The following is an 18764-nucleotide window of genomic DNA, read 5'->3' as shown; positions in this document are numbered from 1 at the left end:
CGACTTCGAGCTTAAGGGAACGGGTTAAAAAACCATTGAAGACAAATGGTTAACGGCGAGATTCGGCGGATTGCCGCCCTTGGCGCAGCCATATCCGATGGTAGCGTCCCGAAATCGGTCGGATTACCCGCAATCGGTTCGCAACTCCGGCCACCGGAGCGCCGCGCGCGTTAACCTCACCCCTCGCCTTGTCGCTCACGGCGCAAGCGCGCCCAATAGTCGAGGCGCTTCCTGAGCTCGCGTTCGAAGCCGCGCTCGACCGGGTGGTAGAAGGAGCGGCGGCCCATCTTCTCGGGGAAATAGTCCTGGCCCGAAAAGGCGTCCGGCTCGTCGTGGTCGTAGCGATAGCCGCTCCCGTATCCCTCGCCCTTCATCAGCTTGGTCGGGGCGTTGAGGATATGGCGCGGCGGCACGACGCTGCCGAACTCCTTGGCCGCCGCCATCGCCGTCTTGAAGGCGGTGTAGACGGCGTTGGATTTGGGCGCCGTCGCAACGTAGACGACGGCCTCGGCGATGGCGAGTTCGCCCTCGGGCGAGCCGAGCATCTCATAGGCGCCCTGGGCGGCGATGCAGACGGACAGTGCCTGCGGGTCGGCAAGGCCGATGTCCTCGGCCGCCATGCGGATGACGCGGCGGATGACGTAGAGAGGATCCTCGCCGGCATCGATCATGCGGCAGAAGTAATAGAGGGCCGCGTCGGGATCGGAGCCGCGCACCGACTTGTGTAGCGCCGAGATCAGGTTGTAGTGGCCGTCCTGCGCCTTGTCGTAGACCGGCGCCCGCCGCTGGACGATCTCCTGCAGCGTCTTGGCGTCGAAGATCTCGCCCTCGCCGGCGGCGCGCCAGACGTCCTCGGCCAGCGTCAGCGCCGCCCGACCGTCGCCATCGGCCATGCGGACCAGCGCCGCCCTCGCCTCCTCGTCGAGCGGCAGGGGCTTGCCGGTTACCTCCTCGGCGCGATCGAGCAACTGGCCGATCGAGGTTTCGTCGTGCGCCCTGAACACCAGCACGTGGGCGCGCGACAGCAGGGCCGCGTTGAGCTCGAAGGACGGGTTCTCGGTGGTGGCGCCGATCAGCGTCACCGTCCCGTCCTCCATCACCGGCAGGAAGCTGTCCTGCTGGGCGCGGTTGAAGCGATGGATCTCGTCGATGAACAGCAGCGTGCCGCGCCCGAGCGCCCGGCGCTGACGGGCGGCGTCGAACAGCTTCTTGAGGTCGGCGACACCGGTGAAGATGGCCGAGGCCTGCTCGAAGGCCAGATTGGTCTCGTGGGCCAAAAGACGGGCAACGGTCGTCTTGCCCGAGCCCGGCGGCCCCCAGAGAATCAGCGAGCCGAGGGAGCCGGACGCCAGCATGCGGCTGATTGTGCCGCTCGGCCCGACCAGATGGTCCTGGCCGACCACCTCCGACAGGCTGGCCGGGCGAAGACGGTCGGCCAGCGGCCGGCCGGCGCGATTGTCCGCCGTGCTGACGCCGAACAGGTCGCTCATCGGAAGGCCATGCGCAGGATCTGGCCGTTGCGGTCGATGGCGACGCGCCAGAACATCGGATCGGAGGCGGCTGCCGCGGCGAGCACTCTGGTCTTGGTGATGTCGTTGCCGTTGACAGACAGCACGATGTCGCCCTTCTGAAGGCCGATGCGGTCGGCTGGCGAGCCGGACGCCACGGCGGTGATGACCACGCCGGTCTGACCACGATAGGACAATCCGATCTCGGCGGCGACGGCGGGAGAGACGTTAGCGACCGTCGCGCCCTGGAATGGCGAGCGGGCGTCGATCGTCAGCGTCTCGCGCGGGGTCGTCTCCGGCGCCGTCATCAGCTTCACCGGCACCTCGATAAGCTTGCCGGCCCGATTGACGGTGAGCTGGGCGACGTTGCCGACGCCCTTGGTGGCGAGGCGATAGTTGAAGACGCGCGGGTCGCTCACTTCGACCCCATCGACGGCGACCACGAGATCGCCGGCATCGAGGCCCGCAGCCTCGGCCGGGCTCTTGCGCAGGATCGAGGTGATCAGCACGCCCGAAGGACGATCGAGGCCCAGGCTTTCGGCAATGTCCGACGTCACCGCCTGCAGCTCGGCGCCGATCCACGGCAGCTCCACGGCCGAACCGCCCCGACGGGCCGATTCGACGAACACCTTCACCATGTTGGAGGGGATGGCGAAGCCAATGCCGTTGGAACCGCCGCCCCGGCTGAAGATGGCCGTATTGATGCCGACCAGCTTGCCGTCGATGTCGACCAGCGCACCGCCCGAGTTGCCCGGATTGATGGCGGCGTCGGTCTGGATGAAGAACTGATAGTCGGAGATGCCGACCTGGCTGCGGGCCAGCGCCGAGACGATGCCCTGCGTCACCGTCTGCCCGACGCCGAACGGATTGCCGATGGCGAGTACGAGGTCGCCGACCTGCAACTGGTCGGAATCGGCGAGCGGCAGCGTCGGCAGCGGTTCCTTGGGATCGCGCACCTTGAGCACGGCGAGATCGAGCTGCTCGTCCTTGAGGACGACGTCGCATTCGAGCTCGCGCCGGTCGGACAGCGCCACCTTCACCTCGTCGCCGTCCTCGATGACGTGGTTGTTGGTGACGATGAGGCCGGAGGGATCGACGATGACGCCCGAGCCGAGCGACTGCTGGTGCCTCTCGCGCTGACGACCGATGCCCGGCATGTTGCCGCCGAAGAACTGGCGAAAGAACGGGTCGTCCATCAGCGGCGACGAGGCGACCTTGATGGTCTTGGTGGAGTAGACGTTGACCACGGCGGGACCTGCCACCTTGGCCACCGGCGCAAAGGACAGCTTGACCTGCGCCTGCGATGCCGGCACCGCCCGTTCGGCAGCCATCGCGCCGCCAAGCGACACGCAGACAGCAAGGCCCAGAGCAATAATGGGGCGGGTCAATCCGTTGGGTCGCATCGCATGTCTCCGAAAGCGCTGGAGCACCCGCCGATCAGGTCTTCTCAACCTGATCGAAAAGCGGCTGCTCCAGCAAATGAGCCCGGAGCATTCGCTGGGCGACCAAATGGTCCAATCTGGTCGGCGAATGCTCTGGGTCGACAAGCCGTCTTGTACGCCGCCGAATATGGCAACGGAAGGACGCCCAAACAACAAGGGGCGACCCGACGGGCCGCCCCTTGCTCAACTTTCAGCGAAACGCTTCGATCAGGCGGCGGCCGTCTCGGCCTCGACCGGCTCGGCAGCCTGGCGGGCCTTGTCGGCGGCGCCCTTGGCGGCGACGTCGCGATCGACAAACTCGATCACCGCCACCGGGGCCGAGTCGCCATGGCGGAAGCCGGCCTTCAGCACGCGGGTGTAGCCACCGGCGCGGGCCTTGTAGCGGGGGCCGAGCACGTCGAACAGCTTCTTGGCGGCGATCTCGTTGTTCTGCAGCTCGGAGGCGAGCTGACGACGAGCGGCGAGGTCGCCCTTCTTGGCGATGGTCACCAGCTTCTCGACGATCGGACGCAGGTCCTTCGCCTTCGGCAGGGTGGTGACGATCTGCTCGTGCTCGACCAGCGAGATGGCGAGGTTGGCGAGCATCGCCTTACGATGGCTCTGAGTGCGGTTGAACCGACGGCCCGCATTACCGTGACGCATGGCCTACTCCTATTTGTCTTTCGCGCGGCTCACGCCGGGCAGTTTGATTTGAACGAGCCGGAGAGCCACGCCCTCCGGCGAGCGTGATGCTCAGTAGTTGTGGTCTTCGTAGCGCTTGGCCAGGTCTTCGATGTTCTCGGGCGGCCAGTTCGGGACTTCCATGCCGAGATGCAACCCCATCTGCGCCAGCACTTCCTTGATCTCGTTGAGCGACTTGCGGCCGAAATTCGGCGTGCGGAGCATCTCCGCCTCGCTCTTCTGGATCAGATCGCCGATGTAGACGATGTTGTCGTTCTTCAGGCAGTTTGCGGAACGGACCGACAGCTCGAGCTCGTCGACCTTCTTGAGCAGCGCCGGATTGAAGGCGAGCTCCGGAACGGTCTCGACCTTGGTGTCCTTCTGCGGCTCTTCGAAGTTGACGAAGATGGCCAGCTGGTCCTGGAGAATGCGGGCGGCGTAGGCGACGGCGTCCTCGGGCTTCACCGAACCATCGGTCTCGACTGTCAGGGTCAGCTTGTCGAGGTCGAGATCCTGGCCCTCGCGGGTGTTCTCGACCTTGTAGGACACCTTGCGCACCGGCGAGTAGAGGCTGTCGACCGGGATCAGACCGATCGGAGCGTCCTCGGGACGGTTGCGGTCGGCCGGGACATAGCCCTTGCCGGTGTCGACCGTGAACTCCATGCGGATCTCGGCGCCCTCGTCGAGGGTGCAAAGGACCAGCTCGGGGTTCAGGATCTCGATGTCGCCGACGGTCTGGATGTCACCGGCAGTGACGACGCCCGGACCCTGCTTGCGCACGACCATCCGCTTCGGGCCCTGGCCCTGCATGCGGACGGCGATTTCCTTGATGTTGAGGATGATGTCGGTGACGTCTTCACGCACACCGGCAATCGAGGAGAACTCGTGCAGCACGCCGTCGATCTGAACCGCCGTCACCGCCGCACCCTGCAGCGAGGACAAGAGGACACGACGGAGCGCGTTGCCGAGGGTCAGGCCGAAGCCACGCTCGAGCGGCGAGGCGACGACAGTCGCGAAGCGCTTCGGATCGCGGCTCGGGATGACCTCGAGCTTGTTCGGCTTCTTGAGCTCTTGCCAGTTCTTCTGGATGCTCACGTTGATACCCTTTCATATGAAGCGGTTCGCCGCGGGCCGCATCCCCCGCGGGGACCACCGCCTTGACGGGCCATGCCCGGCGCCATCGCGGCCACCGGACGTTCGCGGATGAGCGTCAGACGCGGCGACGCTTACGCGGACGGCAACCGTTGTGCGGGATCGGGGTAACGTCGCGGATCGAGCTCACCAGGAAGCCGGCGGCCTGCAGAGCGCGCAGCGCCGACTCACGGCCGGAGCCCGGACCGCAGACTTCGACTTCCAGGGTCTTGACGCCATGCTCGGCCGCCTTGCGGGCAGCGTCCTCGGCGGCCATCTGGGCGGCGTACGGGGTCGACTTGCGCGAACCCTTGAAGCCCATCGTGCCGGCCGACGACCAGGAGATGGTGTTGCCCTGCGCGTCGGTGATGGTGATCATCGTGTTGTTGAAGGTGGAGTTCACGTGGGCGATGCCGGACGTGATGTTCTTGCGTTCGCGACGGCGGACGCGGCCTGCGGCTTCCTTGGCCATGCTCTTCACTCTCTCGTTTTCGATCTCGTCACCGCCGTAATGCCAGCGGCTACACCGGAGCGCATGCCTCTAGGAGAAACCCCGCGCACCGGAACGAACCGGGGACGGGCACCCTGCCCTTCCCCTCAAGGCGAACGATCCTTCCAGACCTTCCACCATGGACAAAGCGCCGACCGCGATCGCTCGCGGAACCGGCGCCATGTCCGAACCTTTTCGCCGGACCGACGCAGAGCCGGACCGACGAAAGGGAATTACTTCTTCTTGCCGGCAATCGCCTTCGCCGGGCCCTTGCGGGTACGGGCGTTGGTGTGCGTGCGCTGGCCGCGAACCGGCAGGCCCTTGCGGTGACGCAGGCCGCGGTAGCAGCCGAGGTCCATCAGGCGCTTGATGTTCATCGCGGTCTCGCGACGGAGATCACCCTCGACGACGTAGTCGCGGTCGATCACTTCGCGGATCTGCAGAACTTCGGCGTCCGACAGCTCGTTCACGCGCTTGGCCTGATCGATGCCGACCTTCGACAGGATCTCCTCGGCGAACTTCGGGCCGATGCCATGGATATACTGCAGCGCGATCAGGGCGCGCTTGGCGGTGGGAATATTGACGCCAGCGATACGGGCCACTTCACTTCACTCCTGTCGTCGCGATCCTCTGGATCGCTCCCTCCCCCGTTCGAGCCGTGGAGGTCGGTGTCTTGACGGCGGCCCCATGAAGCGGCGCCGGCCGGGTTACCTTTTTCGCGATACCTGCGGCGAAACGTCCGACATGGACAAGCGCCTACGGGCCATCGCACGAAGAACCCGTGGATAGGTGGCGGTTCATAGCCGGATACGGCCTCTCCGTCAACCTTTCGGACACGGGTTTATCGCCGAAATCGCCGCCGGAAAGCCCGGTCGGCGACCGATCGCCCGGCGGCGGAACCATTGGTCCTCGCCGGGCGTCCGTCTCACTCGAGGGCGGCGCGAATCGCGCCGGCGACCTCTTCGATGGGGGCCATGCCGTCGACAGGCTTCAACAGCCCGCTCTTGGCATAGAAGGGGGTCAGCGCCGCCGTCAGCGCCCGGAACTCTTCGAGGCGCTTGCGGAACACTTCCGGATTGTCGTCCTTGCGCACCGGCTGGCCGGCGGCCTTGGCCTCTTCTGCGCGGCGAACGATTCGATCGACGAGCTTCTCGGCATCGACCTTGAACTCGATCACGGCGTCGAGCTTCAGCTTCTTGTCGGCCAGCAGCTTGTCCAGCGCCTCGGCCTGGGCCACGGTGCGCGGGAAACCGTCCAGCACGAAGCCGTTCCTGGCGTCCGGCTCGTCGATGCGGTCGGAGACGATGCCGATGACGATCTCGTCGGACACCAGCTGGCCGGCATCCATGACGGCCTTGGCCTTCTTGCCGATCTCGGTGCCGGCGGCGACGGCGGCGCGCAGCATGTCACCGGTCGACAGCTGAACGATGCCGTAGCGGTCCACCAGTTTCTGCGCCTGCGTACCCTTGCCGGCGCCCGGCGGCCCGAGAAGAATCAGCCTCATCTACGCTTCCCCCGAAGTTTGCTCTTCTTGATCAGCCCCTCGTACTGATGGGCGAGGAGATGTCCCTGGATCTGGGACACGGTATCCATGGTGACCGACACGACGATCAGCAGCGAGGTGCCGCCGAAGTAGAACGGAACACCGGTGGTCGAGATCAGGAACTCAGGCAGCAGGCAGACGACGACGAGATAGATGGCACCGAGGACGTTGATGCGGGTCAGGACATAGTCGATGTAGGAGGCGGTGCGCTCGCCCGGCCGGATGCCGGGGATGAAGCCGCCCTGCTTCTTGAGGTTCTCGGCCGTGTCGGTCGGATTGAACACGATGGCCGTGTAGAAGAAGGCGAAGAAGACGATCATCGCGGCGTAGGACAGCATGTAGAGCGGCTGGCCATGCGCCATCAGCGTGCCGAAGGTCTGCACCCAGCCGCCGGCGGCGTCGGTGCCGGCAAAGCCGGTGATGGTGCCGGGGATGAGCAGGATCGACGAGGCGAAGATCGGCGGGATGACGCCGGAGGTGTTGAGCTTGAGCGGCAGGTGGCTCGACTCGCCCTGAAACATCTTATTGCCGACCTGGCGCTTCGGATACTGGATCAGCAACCGGCGCTGGGCGCGCTCGAAGAAGACGATGCCGCCGATGACGACCACGGCCAGCACCAGAACGGCCAGGATGATCGGAGTCGCAAGCGCGCCCTGACGGCCCAGTTCCAGCATGCCGACGAGGGCGTGCGGCAGGTTGGCGATGATGCCGGCGAAGATGATCAGCGACGTGCCCTGACCGATGCCGCGCGAGGTGATCTGCTCACCGAGCCAGAGAAGGAACATCGTGCCGCCCATCAGCGACAGCACGGTGGAAATGATGAAGGTCGGGCCGGGATTGAGGACGATCGAACCCTGCCCCTGCAGGCCGACGGCAATGCCGTAGGACTGGACGGCGGCCAGCAGCACCGTGAGATAGCGGGTGTACTGGTTGATCTTCTTGCGGCCCGACTCGCCTTCCTTCTTGATCGCCTCCAGCGACGGGATGACCGAGGTCAGCAGCTGGATGATGATCGAGGCGGAGATATAGGGCATGATGCCCAGGGCGAAGATCGCCATGCGGCCGACGGCACCGCCCGAGAACATGTTGAACAGGCCGAGGATGCCCTGGCTCTGCTGCTTGAAGGCATCGGCCAGCGCCTGGAGGTTGATGCCCGGAAGCGGGATGTAGGTGCCGAGGCGATACACAAGAAGTGCGCCAAGGGTGAACCAAATCCGCTTCTTGAGCTCTTCCGCCTTGGCGAGCGCGCCGAAATTCAGATTTGCAGCGAGTTGTTCTGCCGCAGAGGCCATGTCTCACTCCGCCCGAATGGGATCCCGGTTGCGCGCCGCCCCATCGCTCGCGATGAGGTCGCCTCGCCTTGTCATTGGGGCCTGGGCGCCGCCGAAAGCGTCAGCGCCATCTCCCTTGCCCGGATGGCCGCCGGGGACATCCCCGCCGGCTCCGGCCGTCCGCTATATAGACCCGAGTCGCGAACGAAATAAGCCCCCGGACGACGCCAACCCCACGCGAAACGAAAACGTTCGCGTGAAAGCGGCGCCTGCCGAGGGCCTATGCATCACTCCTTGGCAGCGGCGGTCGGAATGACCACCTTGCCGCCGGCAGCCTCGATCGCCGCGACCGCAGGCGCAGAAGCGCCGGCAACCTCGAACGTCAGGGCCGTCTTGATCTCGCCACCGAGAACGCGGACGCCATCGAGCGGACGGCGCAGCAGACCGGCCGCAACCAGCGCCTCGACGGTCACCGTCGCCTTGGCGTCGAGCTTCTTGGCATCCACCGCCGCCTGAACCTTGGTCAGGCTGATCTCGTTGAGATCGAGCGCGAAGATGTTCTTGAAGCCGCGCTTGGGCAGGCGGCGATGCAGCGGCATCTGGCCGCCCTCGAAACCGGCGATGGCAACGCCGGAGCGCGAGGTCTGACCCTTGACGCCACGGCCCGAGGTCTTGCCCTTGCCCGAGCCGATACCGCGACCGACGCGCATGCGCGGCTTGGTCGCGCCTTCGTTATCCTTGAGCTCGTTGAGCTTCATTTCATCGATCCTTTCGACCGGCGGTATCTCAGGCCTCGTCCACGACGCGGACGAGGTGCTGGACCTTCGCGATCATGCCGCGAACGGACGGAGTATCCTCCAGCGTGGCGGTGCGATGCATCTTGTTGAGACCGAGGCCGATCAGCGTGGCGCGCTGGTCGGCGGGACGGCGGGAGGGGCTGTAGATCTGCTCGACCGTGACGGTCTTGCTCGACTTCTTCTTGGCCGACATGATGTTCACCTTACGAAAGCCAGTTTACGAATGAGGAGGGAGGCTGCCCTCCCCCCGTTCGATCCATCAGCCTTCGGCCGACGCCGCAGCTTCCGGGTCGATGTCGCGACGACGGGACTGCAAGGCCGAAACCTTGAGACCGCGACGAGCGGCAACCGACCGCGGGCTATCCTCGTTCGCCAAAGCGGAGAAGGTAGCGCGGATCATGTTGTAGGGGTTGGACGAGCCGAGCGACTTCGCCACCACGTCCTGGACGCCAAGCGTCTCGAACACGGCGCGCATCGGGCCACCGGCGATGATGCCGGTACCGGCCGGCGCGGTGCGCACGTAGACGCGACCGGCGCCCCAGCGGCCGGCGACGTCATGATGCAGCGTCCGGCCTTCCTTCAGCGGCACGCGCACGAGGGCCCGCTTGGCGGCTTCCGTCGCCTTGCGGATGGCCTCGGGCACTTCGCGCGCCTTGCCGTGGCCGTAGCCGACCCGGCCCTTCTGGTCGCCAACGACGACGAGCGCGGCGAAGCCGAAGCGACGACCACCCTTCACCACCTTGGCGACGCGGTTGATATGGACCAGGCGATCGACGAACTCGCTGTCGCGCTCTTCGTTGCGATCCCGGTCCCGGTTATTGCGTTCACGTTCAGCCATTGTCTTTATCTCTCTCGATCGGGACCGGCCTTAGAAGTCGAGTCCGCCCTCGCGGGCGGCATCCGCGAGCGCCTTGATGCGGCCGTGGTACAGGAACTGTCCACGATCGAAGATGACCGAGGTCACCCCCGCCGCCTTGGCGCGTTCTGCGATGAGCTTGCCGACCACGGCGGCCGCGGCCACGTTGGCCCCGGTCTTCAGAGTGTCGCGGACGTCCTTGTCGAGGGTCGACGCGGACGCCAGGGTGCGACCCTGAACGTCATCGATAACCTGAGCATAGATGTGCAACGACGAGCGGTGCACGGAAAGCCGGAGGCGACCGTTGGCCGCCGCCTTGATCGCGCGGCGCACGCGGGCGCGGCGGCGATCGTTGCCGGTGAGGTGAGCCATGATCGTCCCCTTACTTCTTCTTGCCTTCCTTACGGACGATGAACTCGCCCGCGTACTTCACGCCCTTGCCCTTGTAGGGCTCCGGCGGACGGTACTTGCGGATTTCGGCAGCGACCTGACCGACACGCTGGGCGTCGATGCCGGAGACGACGATTTCCGTCGGCTTCGGAACGGCGATCGCGATGCCTTCCGGCACCGGATAGGCGATGTCGTGGCTGTAGCCCAGCGAAAGCTGCAGGGTCTTGCCCTGAAGCGCCGCCTTGTAGCCAACGCCGGAAATCTCGAGCCGCTTCTCGAAGCCGACCGTCACACCCTTGACCAGGTTGGCGATCTGCGTACGGGACATGCCCCAGCTGGCGCGGGCCAGCTTGGACTCGTCCTTCGGCTCGACCTGGATCGAACCGTCATCCGTCTTGGCGACGTTGACGTGCTCGTTCAAATCGAATTTGAGCGTTCCCTTCGGTCCCTTGACCGAAACGGTCTGCCCAGCGATGTCGGCCGTGACCCCCGAGGGGACCGGAACAGCCTTCTTGCCAATGCGCGACATGGTATTACCCGTTTCCAGTCGAAGGTTAGAAGACGCGGCAGAGAACTTCGCCGCCGACATTCTGCTCGCGGGCGTCGTGGTCGGCCATCACACCGCGGGGGGTGCTGAGGATCGACACGCCGAGGCCGTTGGCAACTCGGGGCAGGTTCTTCACCGAAGCGTAGACGCGGCGGCCCGGCTTGGACACGCGTTCGATCGTACGGATGACGCCAAGGCCATCGTAGTACTTGAGCTCGATTTCGAACTCGGAACGACCGTCGGCAGCCACTTCGGCGTAGCCACGCAGGAAGCCCTCGGCGACCAGGACATCGAGGACGTTCTTGCGCAGCTTGGAAGCCGGCGTCGACACCTTCGACATCTTGCGCATCTGGGCATTACGAATGCGGGTGAGCATATCACCCAAAGGATCGGTCATCGGCATGGGGACCGTTCTCCTTACCAGCTCGACTTCACAAGGCCCGGGATGAGACCGAGCGACCCCAGCTCACGCAGGGCGATACGGCTCATCTTGAGCTTGCGATAATAAGACCGCGGACGGCCGGTGACTTCGCAGCGATTGCGGATGCGCACCGCGGACGAATTGCGAGGAAGCTCGGCAAGCTTCAGGCGAGCAGCGAACTGCTCCTCGATCGTCAGCGACTTGTCGCTTGCGATAGCCTTGAGGGCCTCACGCTTGGCGGAGAACTGCTTCACCAGCTTCTGGCGACGCTTGTTCTTCTCGATGGCGCTCTTCTTAGCCATTTAAATCCGAACCCCTCTCGTCACTGCCGGAACGGGAAATTGAAGCCCTTGAGAAGCGCGCGCGCCTCGTCGTCGGTCTTCGCCGTGGTGCAGACGATGATGTCCATGCCCCAGACCTGCTCGACCTTGTCGTACTCGATCTCGGGGAAAACGATGTGTTCCTTGATGCCCATGGCGAAGTTGCCACGACCATCGAAGGACTTCGGGTTCAGACCACGGAAGTCACGCACGCGCGGCAGCGCGATGGTGATGAGGCGGTCGAGGAACTCGTACATGCGCTGGCGGCGGAGCGTCACCTTGGCACCGATGTTCATTCCCTCGCGCAGCTTGAACGTCGCGATGGAGTTGCGGGCCTTGGTGATCACCGGCTTCTGGCCGGCGATGAGCGTCAGGTCGCCAACGGCCGAGTTGATCTTCTTGCCGTCCGCCACGGTCTCGCCGACGCCCATGTTCAGGACGATCTTGTCGAGAACCGGAACTTCCATCGCGTTCTTGTAGCCGAACTGGTCGATGAGAGCCTTGCGGATGGACTCGTCGTAGGTGCGCTTGAGGCGCGGAATGTAGACCGCATCAGCCATCGATCACATCTCCGGAACGCTTGGCGAAGCGGACCTTGCGGCCGTCGTCGAGCAGCTTGAAACCAACGCGGGTCGGCTTGCCGTCCTTCGGATCGGCAACGGCAAGGTTCGAAAGGTCGAGCGCCGCTTCCTTGGCGACGATACCACCCTCGGACTTGGCCGACTGCTTCTGGTGATGACGAACGATGTTGACGCCACGGACTACGGCGCGATTCTCGGACGGACGGACCTCGATGACCTCACCGGTCTTGCCCTTGTCCTTGCCTGTGAGAACCACAACCTTGTCGCCCTTCTTGATCTTGGCGGCCATGGTTACAGAACCTCCGGGGCGAGCGAGATGATCTTCATGTGGTTCTTGGCGCGAAGCTCGCGCGGAACCGGCCCGAAGATACGAGTCCCGATCGGCTCTTTCTGGTTGTTGATGAGAACGGCGGCATTCTTGTCGAAACGAATGACCGAACCGTCCGTACGCCGGATGTCCTTGGCCGTGCGGACCACGACCGCCTTCATCACGTCGCCCTTCTTCACGCGACCACGAGGGATGGCTTCCTTGATGGAGACGACAATGATGTCGCCCACCGAGGCGTACCGCCGCTTCGCGCCGCCGAGCACTTTGATGCACATAACACGACGTGCGCCGGAATTATCCGCCACGTCGAGGTTGGTTTGCATCTGAATCATGACTTGGCCGCCTTATCTTTGATGCATGCACCCACCGGCGCCGGATGGCGCAGGCGGGCAGCGACTTGTTTTGGAACTCGGGAAATAGGGTACGGCGTGCCGGACCCTTCATTTCGAGTTCAACCCAGTCCCAGGCCGTATCCGCAGCCCGGGAGGCCCGACCCCTACCCTGCCGCCTCGTGAGGCGGCCGGAAACAAGGCCGGATGTCTCGCTTTCGCCGTCAAGTCGCGGCGCCCTCAGGCAGCCCCGACGAAACAATCCGAAACGGAACGGCATTGGCTGCCATTCCGTTCTGAAACCAGCGTCTGCCGCATAAGCCTCTCCGAGTCGGAAGTCAATGACCCAGGGACGCTATTTCGGGGAATACGCCGGTTAAGGCGTCCCCGAAACGACTCTTTGCTTCACCTGGCGCCTAAGGCGCCGGCAGCAAGCTCGCCCGCTCAGCTCGCGCTTGCGGTGGAGAGCACAACCCAGCGCTTGGTCTTCGAAATGGGCTTGCTTTCCTCGATGGAAACCACGTCCCCGACCTTGTACTGGTTCGTCTCGTCATGCGCCTGGTAGTTCTTGGTCCGGCGCACGGTCTTCTTGAGCACCGGATGGGTGAAGCGACGCTCCACCTTCACTACGACCGTCTTGTCGGTCTTGTCGCTGACGACGACGCCTTGCAGGATGCGCTTCGGCAACTCGTCTCTCCTTAAGCGTTCGCAGTCGCGCGCTTGTCGCGCAGAACCGTCTGGATGCGGGCGATGTCGCGACGCACGACCCGCACGCGGGACGTATTCTCAAGCTGGCCGGTCGCCTTCTGGAAGCGCAGGTTGAACTGCTCTTTCTTCAGCTTGGCCAGCTCGTCCTCGAGCTGGTCGGGCGTCATGGCCCGAACGTCGTTCGCCTTCATCGTTTTATCGTCCTAACAGTAAGGCCGGTCTTCCGATCGGGCATCCGCTGAGGTGGTCACGAACCAGCCGGGCGGATGCCCCGCGGATCACTCGGCGATGCGCTGAATGAAGCGCGTCTTGATCGGAAGTTTGGCCGCGCCGAGACGGAGCGCCTCGCGGGCGACCTCCTCGGGCACGCCGTCGAGCTCGAACATGATCCGGCCGGGCTTGATGCGGACGCACCAGAACTCGGGCGAACCCTTGCCCTTACCCATACGGACTTCAGTCGGCTTGGAGGTGACCGGAACGTCCGGGAACACGCGGATCCAGACGCGGCCGATACGCTTCATCTGGCGGGTGATCGCGCGGCGGGCCGCCTCGATCTGCCGCGCGGTGACGCGCTCGGGTTCCATGGCCTTGAGGCCATAGGCGCCGAAGTTCAGCTCAGTGCCGCCCTTGGACACGCCATGAATGCGGCCCTTGAACTGCTTGCGGAATTTGGTGCGCTTCGGTTGAAGCATCTTCCTTCTCCCAAAACTCTAGTTAGCGCGCACCATCGGCGTCGCGATCGCGACGGCCACGGCCCCGACCTTCACGGTCGCCACGAGGATCGCGCTCACGACGGCGGTCGCCGCCCGAACGCTCGCCGTCATTGCCGCCCTCAAGCGCGCGACGCTCGGAAGCGAGCGGGTCGTGCTCGAGGATCTCGCCCTTGAACACCCAGACCTTGAGGCCGTTGGTGCCGTAGGCGGTGTGAGCGGTGGCAATGCCGTAATCGATGTCCGCGCGGAGCGTATGCAGGGGCACGCGGCCCTCGCGGTACCACTCCAGGCGGGCGATTTCGGCGCCGCCGAGACGGCCGCCGGCGTTGATGCGGATGCCCTCGGCACCGAGACGCATCGCCGACTGCACCGAACGCTTCATCGCACGGCGGAAGGCCACGCGGCGCTCGAGCTGCTGGGCGATCGACGAGGCGATGAGCGTCGCGTCGGTCTCGGGCTTGCGAACCTCGACGATGTTGAGATGCACTTCCGAGGTGGTGAACTTGGCGATCTGCTTGCGGAGCTTCTCGATGTCGGCACCCTTCTTGCCGATCACCACACCCGGACGAGCCGAGTGGATGGTGACGCGGCACTTCTTGTGCGGACGTTCGATCACAACCTTGGACACCGCCGCCGCCTTCAGTTCCTCGAAGAGGAAGTTGCGGATGGCGAGGTCTTCATGCAGCAGGGCGCCGTACTCGGTCTTGCCGGCGAACCAGCGCGAATCCCAGGTCCGGTTGATGCCGAGACGCAGACCGATCGGATTGACTTTGTGACCCATCAGGCGGTCTCCTCGACTTCGCGAACCACGATGGTGAGGTTCGCAAACGGCTTCTGGATTTGACCGACGCGACCACGAGCCCGCGGCGAGAAGCGCTTCATGACGAGGCCCTTGCTCACGAAAGCTTCCTTGACGACGAGCGCGTCGACGTCGAGGTCGTGGTTGTTCTCGGCATTGGCAATCGCCGATTCCAGCGTCTTCTTCACGTCGCCGGCGATACGCTTGCGCGAGAACGCAAGGTCGGCCAGCGCCGTGTTGACCTTCTTGCCGCGGATAAGGGCCGCGACAAGATTGAGCTTCTGCGGCGAGACGCGAAGATTGCGGGTCACCGCCTGCGCCTCGTTGTCGGCGAGCGTGCGTTCACGCTTCGGCTTGCCCATGGATTACTTCCTCTTCGCCTTCTTGTCGGCGCCATGGCCATAGTAGGTACGCGTCGGCGCGAACTCGCCGAACTTGTGGCCCACCATGTCCTCATTCACGGACACCGGGATATGCTTCTGGCCGTTGTAGACGCCGAACGTAAGTCCGACGAAATTCGGCAGGATCGTGGAGCGGCGGCTCCAGATCTTGATGACTTCATTGCGGCCGCTGGCGCGACTGACTTCCGCCTTCTTGAGGAGGTAGCCGTCGACGAACGGGCCTTTCCAAACCGAACGAGTCACGGTCGTTCCTCTCTCTTACTGCGACTTCTTGCGCGCGTGGCGGCTACGGACGATGAACTTGTCCGTGGACTTGTTCGACCTCGTCTTCTTGCCCTTGGTCGGCTTGCCCCACGGGGTAACCGGATGACGGCCACCGGATGTGCGGCCTTCACCACCGCCGTGCGGATGGTCGATCGGGTTCATGGCGACACCGCGGTTGACCGGGCGCTTGCCCAGCCAGCGATTGCGGCCGGCCTTGCCGATCGACACGTTGGCATGGTCGGGGTTCGACACGGCGCCGATGGTGGCGAAGCAGGTGCCGAGCACCTTGCGCTGCTCACCGGAGTTGAGGCGAACCACGGTGTAACCCTGGTCGCGACCAACGATCTGCGCGTAGGAACCAGCCGAACGGGCGATCTGGCCACCCTTGCCGGGCTTCAGCTCGACATTGTGAACCAGCGTGCCGACCGGGATGGCCGACAGCTGCATCGCATTGCCGGGCTTCACGTCGGCGGCCGGGGCGGCGACGACGGTGTCGCCGACGGCCAGGCGCTGCGGGGCCAGGATGTAGCTCAGCTCGCCGTCCTCATACTTGATGAGGGCGATGAAGCCGGTGCGGTTGGGATCGTACTCCAGGCGTTCCACCACGGCGGGGATGCCGAGCTTGCGACGCTTGAAGTCGATGATGCGATAAGAGCGCTTGTGACCACCGCCCCGATGATAGGCGGTGATGCGGCCGAGGTTGTTGCGACCGCCGGTCTTGCTGAGACCCTCGGTCAACGCCTTCACCGGCGCGCCCTTGTGAAGCTCGGAGCGATCGACGAGGACCAGCTGGCGCTGGCCCGGGGTCGTCGGCTTGTAATATTTGAGTGCCATAATCGTCCTGCCGCTCGGATCAGAGGCCCGTCGTGATGTCGATCGAATGGCCCTCTTCGAGGGTCACGACCGCTTTCTTCACGTCGGACTGGGTACCGATGATGCCCCGGAAGCGCTTCGTCTTGCCCTTGCGCACGAGCGTGTTGACGCTCTTGACCTTGACCGAGAAGAGCTGCTCGACGGCAGCCTTGATCTCGGGCTTGGTCGCGGTCTTGGCAACGTTGAAGACCACCTTGTTGTTCTCAGCCTGGATGGTCGCCTTTTCGGTGACCACCGGCGTGCGGATGATGTCGTAGTGCTTCAGATTGGTCATTTGAACCGCTCCTCAAGCGCCGACACGGCCGCCTTGGTGAGAACCAGCGTGTCACGACGCAGAATGTCGTAGACGTTGATGCCCTGCACGGGCAGCACGTCGATCTGCGGAATGGCACGGGCCGCCAGGCGGAACTGATCCTGCGGATTGGCTCCGTCGATGATCAGCGCGTTGGTGAGACCGAGCGCGGCGAGCTTCGTCTTCAGGGCCTTCGTCTTGGGATCGGCGGCGACCGCCTCGTCCAGGACGACGATGTTGGCACCCTTGGCCTTGGCCGACAGGGCGAGCTTCAGGCCGAGGGCCCGAACCTTCTTGGGCAGGTCGTGCGCATGGCTGCGAACGACGGGACCGAAGGCCTTGCCACCACCACGGAACTGGGGGGCCGCCTTGTTGCCGTGACGGGCGCCGCCGGTGCCCTTCTGCCGGTACATCTTCTTGCCGGTCTTGGTGACCTCTGTACGAGTCAGGGTCTTGTGCGTACCGGCCTGGCGCTTGGCGAGCTGCCAGCGCACGACACGCTGCAGGATGTCAGCGCGCGGATCGAGACCGAAGATCTCGTCCGAAAGCGCGACCGTCCCGGCCACAGCGCCATCGAGGGTCTTGACTTCGAGTTCCATCACTCACCTGCCTCCGCGGTCGCAGCGGGCGCCGCCTTGCGGAACTTGCCCGGGGTGGGAACACCTTCCGGAAGCTTCTTCTTGACCGCGTCGCGGACGAGGATCCAGCCGCCCTTGGCACCGGGAACCGCGCCCTCGACCAGGATCAGACCGCGATCGGCGTCGGTGCGCACGATCTTGAGGTTCTGAGTGGTCACGCGCTCGTCACCGAGGTGACCAGGCATCTTCTTGTTCTTGAAGACCTTGCCCGGATCCTGGCGCTGACCGGTCGAACCCAGAACGCGGTGCGAGACCGAGTTACCGTGGGTGGCACGACCGCCGTGGAAGTTCCAGCGCTTCATGGCGCCAGCGAAGCCCTTACCGATCGAGGTGCCGGTAACATCGACGAACTGGCCGGCAACGAAATGGTCGGCCGTCAGTTCGGCCCCCACTTCGATGAGGTTCTCGGGGGACACCCGGAACTCGGCAAGCTCGCGCTTGGGCTCGACCTGCGCCACGGCAAAGTGGCCGCGCATCGCCTTCGAGACATTCTTGACCTTGACCGTACCGGCGCCCAACTGGAGCGCGGTATAGCCGTTCTTTTCTTCGGTACGGTGAGCAACCACCTGGCAGTTCTCAAGCTTGAGAACCGTCACGGGAACATGCTCGCCTGCGTCGTTGTAGACGCGGGTCATGCCGACCTTCTGTGCAATGACACCTGAGCGCATAGCGTTCTCTCTCAACCCGGCTCTTGTTCTCAGAGCTTGATCTCGACGTCCACGCCGGCCGCGAGGTCGAGCTTCATCAGCGCGTCCACGGTCTGCGGGGTCGGATCGATGATGTCCAGGAGGCGCTTGTGGGTGCGCATCTCGAACTGTTCGCGGCTCTTCTTGTCGATATGGGGCGAGCGGTTGACCGTGAACTTCTCGATTCGCGTCGGAAGCGGAACCGGGCCCCGGACCTGCGCGCCCGTGCGCTTGGCCGTGTTGACGATCTCGCGCGTCGAGGCATCGAGGATACGATGATCAAACGCTTTGAGACGGATACGGATATTCTGACCGTTCATTTCTCTACCTCTAGAGGAGACGTGGGCGGAGCGAACCCCGCCCCGTATCACCTCGAAACGATCAATTACTCGACGATCGAAGCGACAACGCCGGCGCCGACGGTACGACCGCCTTCACGGATGGCGAAGCGGAGCTTCTCTTCCATGGCGATCGGAACGATCAGCTGGACGTTCATCGTCACGTTGTCGCCCGGCATCACCATCTCGACGCCCTCATCGAGCGTCACCACGCCGGTCACGTCCGTCGTGCGGAAGTAGAACTGCGGGCGGTAGTTGGTGAAGAACGGCGTGTGACGGCCACCCTCTTCCTTGGTCAGGATGTAGGCTTCGGCCTTGAACTTGGTGTGCGGGTTCACAGAAGCCGGCTTGCACAGCACCTGGCCGCGCTCGACGTCTTCACGCTTGGTGCCGCGCAGCAGCGCGCCGATGTTGTCGCCGGCCTGGCCCTGGTCGAGC

At 64.4% G+C, this 18764-nt stretch carries 29 protein-coding genes and 1 pseudogene; all 30 read right to left on the bottom strand.

Annotated features, from left to right (window positions below; translation table 11 throughout):
* Nucleotides 1-176: 176 nt before the first annotated feature.
* Nucleotides 177-1490, bottom strand: a complete 1314-nt coding sequence (locus M4J39_RS00150) for a replication-associated recombination protein A (protein ID WP_251725462.1) — start codon at nt 1488-1490, stop codon at nt 177-179.
* Complete coding sequence (locus M4J39_RS00145) at nt 1487-2911, bottom strand: DegQ family serine endoprotease (RefSeq protein ID WP_251725460.1); 1425 nt, start codon at nt 2909-2911, stop codon at nt 1487-1489. Before M4J39_RS00145 ends, M4J39_RS00150 begins: the two co-directional genes overlap by 4 nt.
* Before the next feature lie 246 nt (nt 2912-3157).
* Nucleotides 3158-3592: a 50S ribosomal protein L17 gene (gene rplQ, locus M4J39_RS00140; protein WP_026782399.1), complete on the bottom strand. Its 435-nt coding sequence runs from the start codon at nt 3590-3592 to the stop codon at nt 3158-3160.
* A 90-nt stretch (nt 3593-3682) separates the two neighbouring features.
* Entirely contained in the window at nt 3683-4705 is a 1023-nt protein-coding gene (locus M4J39_RS00135; protein WP_026782400.1) for a DNA-directed RNA polymerase subunit alpha, read from the bottom strand.
* Between the two features lie 115 nt (nt 4706-4820).
* Nucleotides 4821-5213, bottom strand: coding sequence for a 30S ribosomal protein S11 (gene rpsK / locus M4J39_RS00130; protein ID WP_237154930.1), 393 nt, complete (start codon nt 5211-5213; stop codon nt 4821-4823).
* Nucleotides 5214-5464: 251 nt separating this feature from the next.
* Nucleotides 5465-5833, bottom strand: coding sequence for a 30S ribosomal protein S13 (rpsM, locus tag M4J39_RS00125; protein ID WP_251725459.1), 369 nt, complete (start codon nt 5831-5833; stop codon nt 5465-5467).
* 323 nt (nt 5834-6156) lie between these two features.
* The gene (locus M4J39_RS00120) at nt 6157-6735 is read right to left on the bottom strand and encodes an adenylate kinase (protein WP_251725457.1); all 579 of its coding nucleotides are present in this window, start codon (nt 6733-6735) and stop codon (nt 6157-6159) included.
* Nucleotides 6732-8066, bottom strand: coding sequence for a preprotein translocase subunit SecY (gene secY / locus M4J39_RS00115; RefSeq protein WP_251725456.1), 1335 nt, complete (start codon nt 8064-8066; stop codon nt 6732-6734). The genes M4J39_RS00120 and secY overlap by 4 nt, the downstream gene beginning before the upstream one ends.
* Before the next feature lie 266 nt (nt 8067-8332).
* Nucleotides 8333-8803, bottom strand: coding sequence for a 50S ribosomal protein L15 (gene rplO, locus M4J39_RS00110; protein ID WP_251725454.1), 471 nt, complete (start codon nt 8801-8803; stop codon nt 8333-8335).
* A gap of 28 nt (nt 8804-8831) precedes the next feature.
* The gene (rpmD, locus tag M4J39_RS00105) at nt 8832-9035 is read right to left on the bottom strand and encodes a 50S ribosomal protein L30 (protein ID WP_251725452.1); all 204 of its coding nucleotides are present in this window, start codon (nt 9033-9035) and stop codon (nt 8832-8834) included.
* A 66-nt stretch (nt 9036-9101) separates the two neighbouring features.
* Nucleotides 9102-9680: a 30S ribosomal protein S5 gene (rpsE, locus tag M4J39_RS00100; RefSeq protein WP_100080729.1), complete on the bottom strand. Its 579-nt coding sequence runs from the start codon at nt 9678-9680 to the stop codon at nt 9102-9104.
* Between the two features lie 30 nt (nt 9681-9710).
* Nucleotides 9711-10070: a 50S ribosomal protein L18 gene (rplR, locus tag M4J39_RS00095; protein ID WP_026782408.1), complete on the bottom strand. Its 360-nt coding sequence runs from the start codon at nt 10068-10070 to the stop codon at nt 9711-9713.
* 10 nt (nt 10071-10080) lie between these two features.
* Nucleotides 10081-10617 carry a 50S ribosomal protein L6 gene (gene rplF / locus M4J39_RS00090; RefSeq protein ID WP_251725451.1) on the bottom strand — a complete coding sequence of 179 codons (537 nt, stop codon included), beginning with the start codon at nt 10615-10617 and terminating at the stop codon, nt 10081-10083.
* Between the two features lie 25 nt (nt 10618-10642).
* Complete coding sequence (rpsH, locus tag M4J39_RS00085; RefSeq protein ID WP_251725449.1) at nt 10643-11038, bottom strand: 30S ribosomal protein S8; 396 nt, start codon at nt 11036-11038, stop codon at nt 10643-10645.
* 14 nt (nt 11039-11052) lie between these two features.
* Nucleotides 11053-11358 (bottom strand): 30S ribosomal protein S14, encoded by a 306-nt coding sequence (rpsN, locus tag M4J39_RS00080; protein WP_251725448.1) that lies wholly within the window; start codon nt 11356-11358, stop codon nt 11053-11055.
* 20 nt (nt 11359-11378) lie between these two features.
* Nucleotides 11379-11936: a 50S ribosomal protein L5 gene (gene rplE / locus M4J39_RS00075; protein WP_251725446.1), complete on the bottom strand. Its 558-nt coding sequence runs from the start codon at nt 11934-11936 to the stop codon at nt 11379-11381.
* Nucleotides 11929-12246, bottom strand: a complete 318-nt coding sequence (gene rplX / locus M4J39_RS00070; RefSeq protein WP_251725444.1) for a 50S ribosomal protein L24 — start codon at nt 12244-12246, stop codon at nt 11929-11931. Before rplX ends, rplE begins: the two co-directional genes overlap by 8 nt.
* 2 nt (nt 12247-12248) lie before the next feature.
* Nucleotides 12249-12617, bottom strand: a complete 369-nt coding sequence (gene rplN, locus M4J39_RS00065; protein WP_026782414.1) for a 50S ribosomal protein L14 — start codon at nt 12615-12617, stop codon at nt 12249-12251.
* A 441-nt stretch (nt 12618-13058) separates the two neighbouring features.
* Complete coding sequence (gene rpsQ / locus M4J39_RS00060) at nt 13059-13301, bottom strand: 30S ribosomal protein S17 (protein ID WP_026791940.1); 243 nt, start codon at nt 13299-13301, stop codon at nt 13059-13061.
* A gap of 11 nt (nt 13302-13312) precedes the next feature.
* Entirely contained in the window at nt 13313-13513 is a 201-nt protein-coding gene (gene rpmC / locus M4J39_RS00055) for a 50S ribosomal protein L29 (protein WP_026791941.1), read from the bottom strand.
* An 87-nt stretch (nt 13514-13600) separates the two neighbouring features.
* The gene (gene rplP / locus M4J39_RS00050) at nt 13601-14014 is read right to left on the bottom strand and encodes a 50S ribosomal protein L16 (RefSeq protein WP_251725442.1); all 414 of its coding nucleotides are present in this window, start codon (nt 14012-14014) and stop codon (nt 13601-13603) included.
* Nucleotides 14015-14036: 22 nt separating this feature from the next.
* The gene (gene rpsC, locus M4J39_RS00045) at nt 14037-14816 is read right to left on the bottom strand and encodes a 30S ribosomal protein S3 (protein ID WP_251725441.1); all 780 of its coding nucleotides are present in this window, start codon (nt 14814-14816) and stop codon (nt 14037-14039) included.
* Complete coding sequence (rplV, locus tag M4J39_RS00040; protein WP_251725439.1) at nt 14816-15196, bottom strand: 50S ribosomal protein L22; 381 nt, start codon at nt 15194-15196, stop codon at nt 14816-14818. Before rplV ends, rpsC begins: the two co-directional genes overlap by 1 nt.
* A gap of 3 nt (nt 15197-15199) precedes the next feature.
* Nucleotides 15200-15478, bottom strand: a complete 279-nt coding sequence (gene rpsS, locus M4J39_RS00035; protein ID WP_026782420.1) for a 30S ribosomal protein S19 — start codon at nt 15476-15478, stop codon at nt 15200-15202.
* Nucleotides 15479-15493: 15 nt separating this feature from the next.
* Nucleotides 15494-16333 carry a 50S ribosomal protein L2 gene (gene rplB, locus M4J39_RS00030; protein ID WP_251725438.1) on the bottom strand — a complete coding sequence of 280 codons (840 nt, stop codon included), beginning with the start codon at nt 16331-16333 and terminating at the stop codon, nt 15494-15496.
* Nucleotides 16334-16352: 19 nt separating this feature from the next.
* Nucleotides 16353-16646: a 50S ribosomal protein L23 gene (locus M4J39_RS00025; RefSeq protein ID WP_251725436.1), complete on the bottom strand. Its 294-nt coding sequence runs from the start codon at nt 16644-16646 to the stop codon at nt 16353-16355.
* Nucleotides 16643-17263 carry a 50S ribosomal protein L4 gene (gene rplD, locus M4J39_RS00020; protein ID WP_251726756.1) on the bottom strand — a complete coding sequence of 207 codons (621 nt, stop codon included), beginning with the start codon at nt 17261-17263 and terminating at the stop codon, nt 16643-16645. Before rplD ends, M4J39_RS00025 begins: the two co-directional genes overlap by 4 nt.
* Nucleotides 17263-17970, bottom strand: coding sequence for a 50S ribosomal protein L3 (gene rplC / locus M4J39_RS00015; RefSeq protein ID WP_251725434.1), 708 nt, complete (start codon nt 17968-17970; stop codon nt 17263-17265). Before rplC ends, rplD begins: the two co-directional genes overlap by 1 nt.
* Before the next feature lie 29 nt (nt 17971-17999).
* On the bottom strand, nt 18000-18308 hold the full coding sequence (gene rpsJ, locus M4J39_RS00010) for a 30S ribosomal protein S10 (RefSeq protein WP_026782425.1): 309 nt from the start codon (nt 18306-18308) through the stop codon (nt 18000-18002).
* 65 nt (nt 18309-18373) lie between these two features.
* Nucleotides 18374-18764, bottom strand: a pseudogene (gene tuf, locus M4J39_RS00005) (elongation factor Tu); the annotation flags it as partial.

This window comes from Pleomorphomonas sp. NRK KF1 (assembly GCF_023721755.1).
Classification (GTDB): domain Bacteria; phylum Pseudomonadota; class Alphaproteobacteria; order Rhizobiales; family Pleomorphomonadaceae; genus Pleomorphomonas.
Note: the sequence above shows the minus strand (reverse complement) of the source record. Positions and strands in the feature narration are given on the sequence as shown.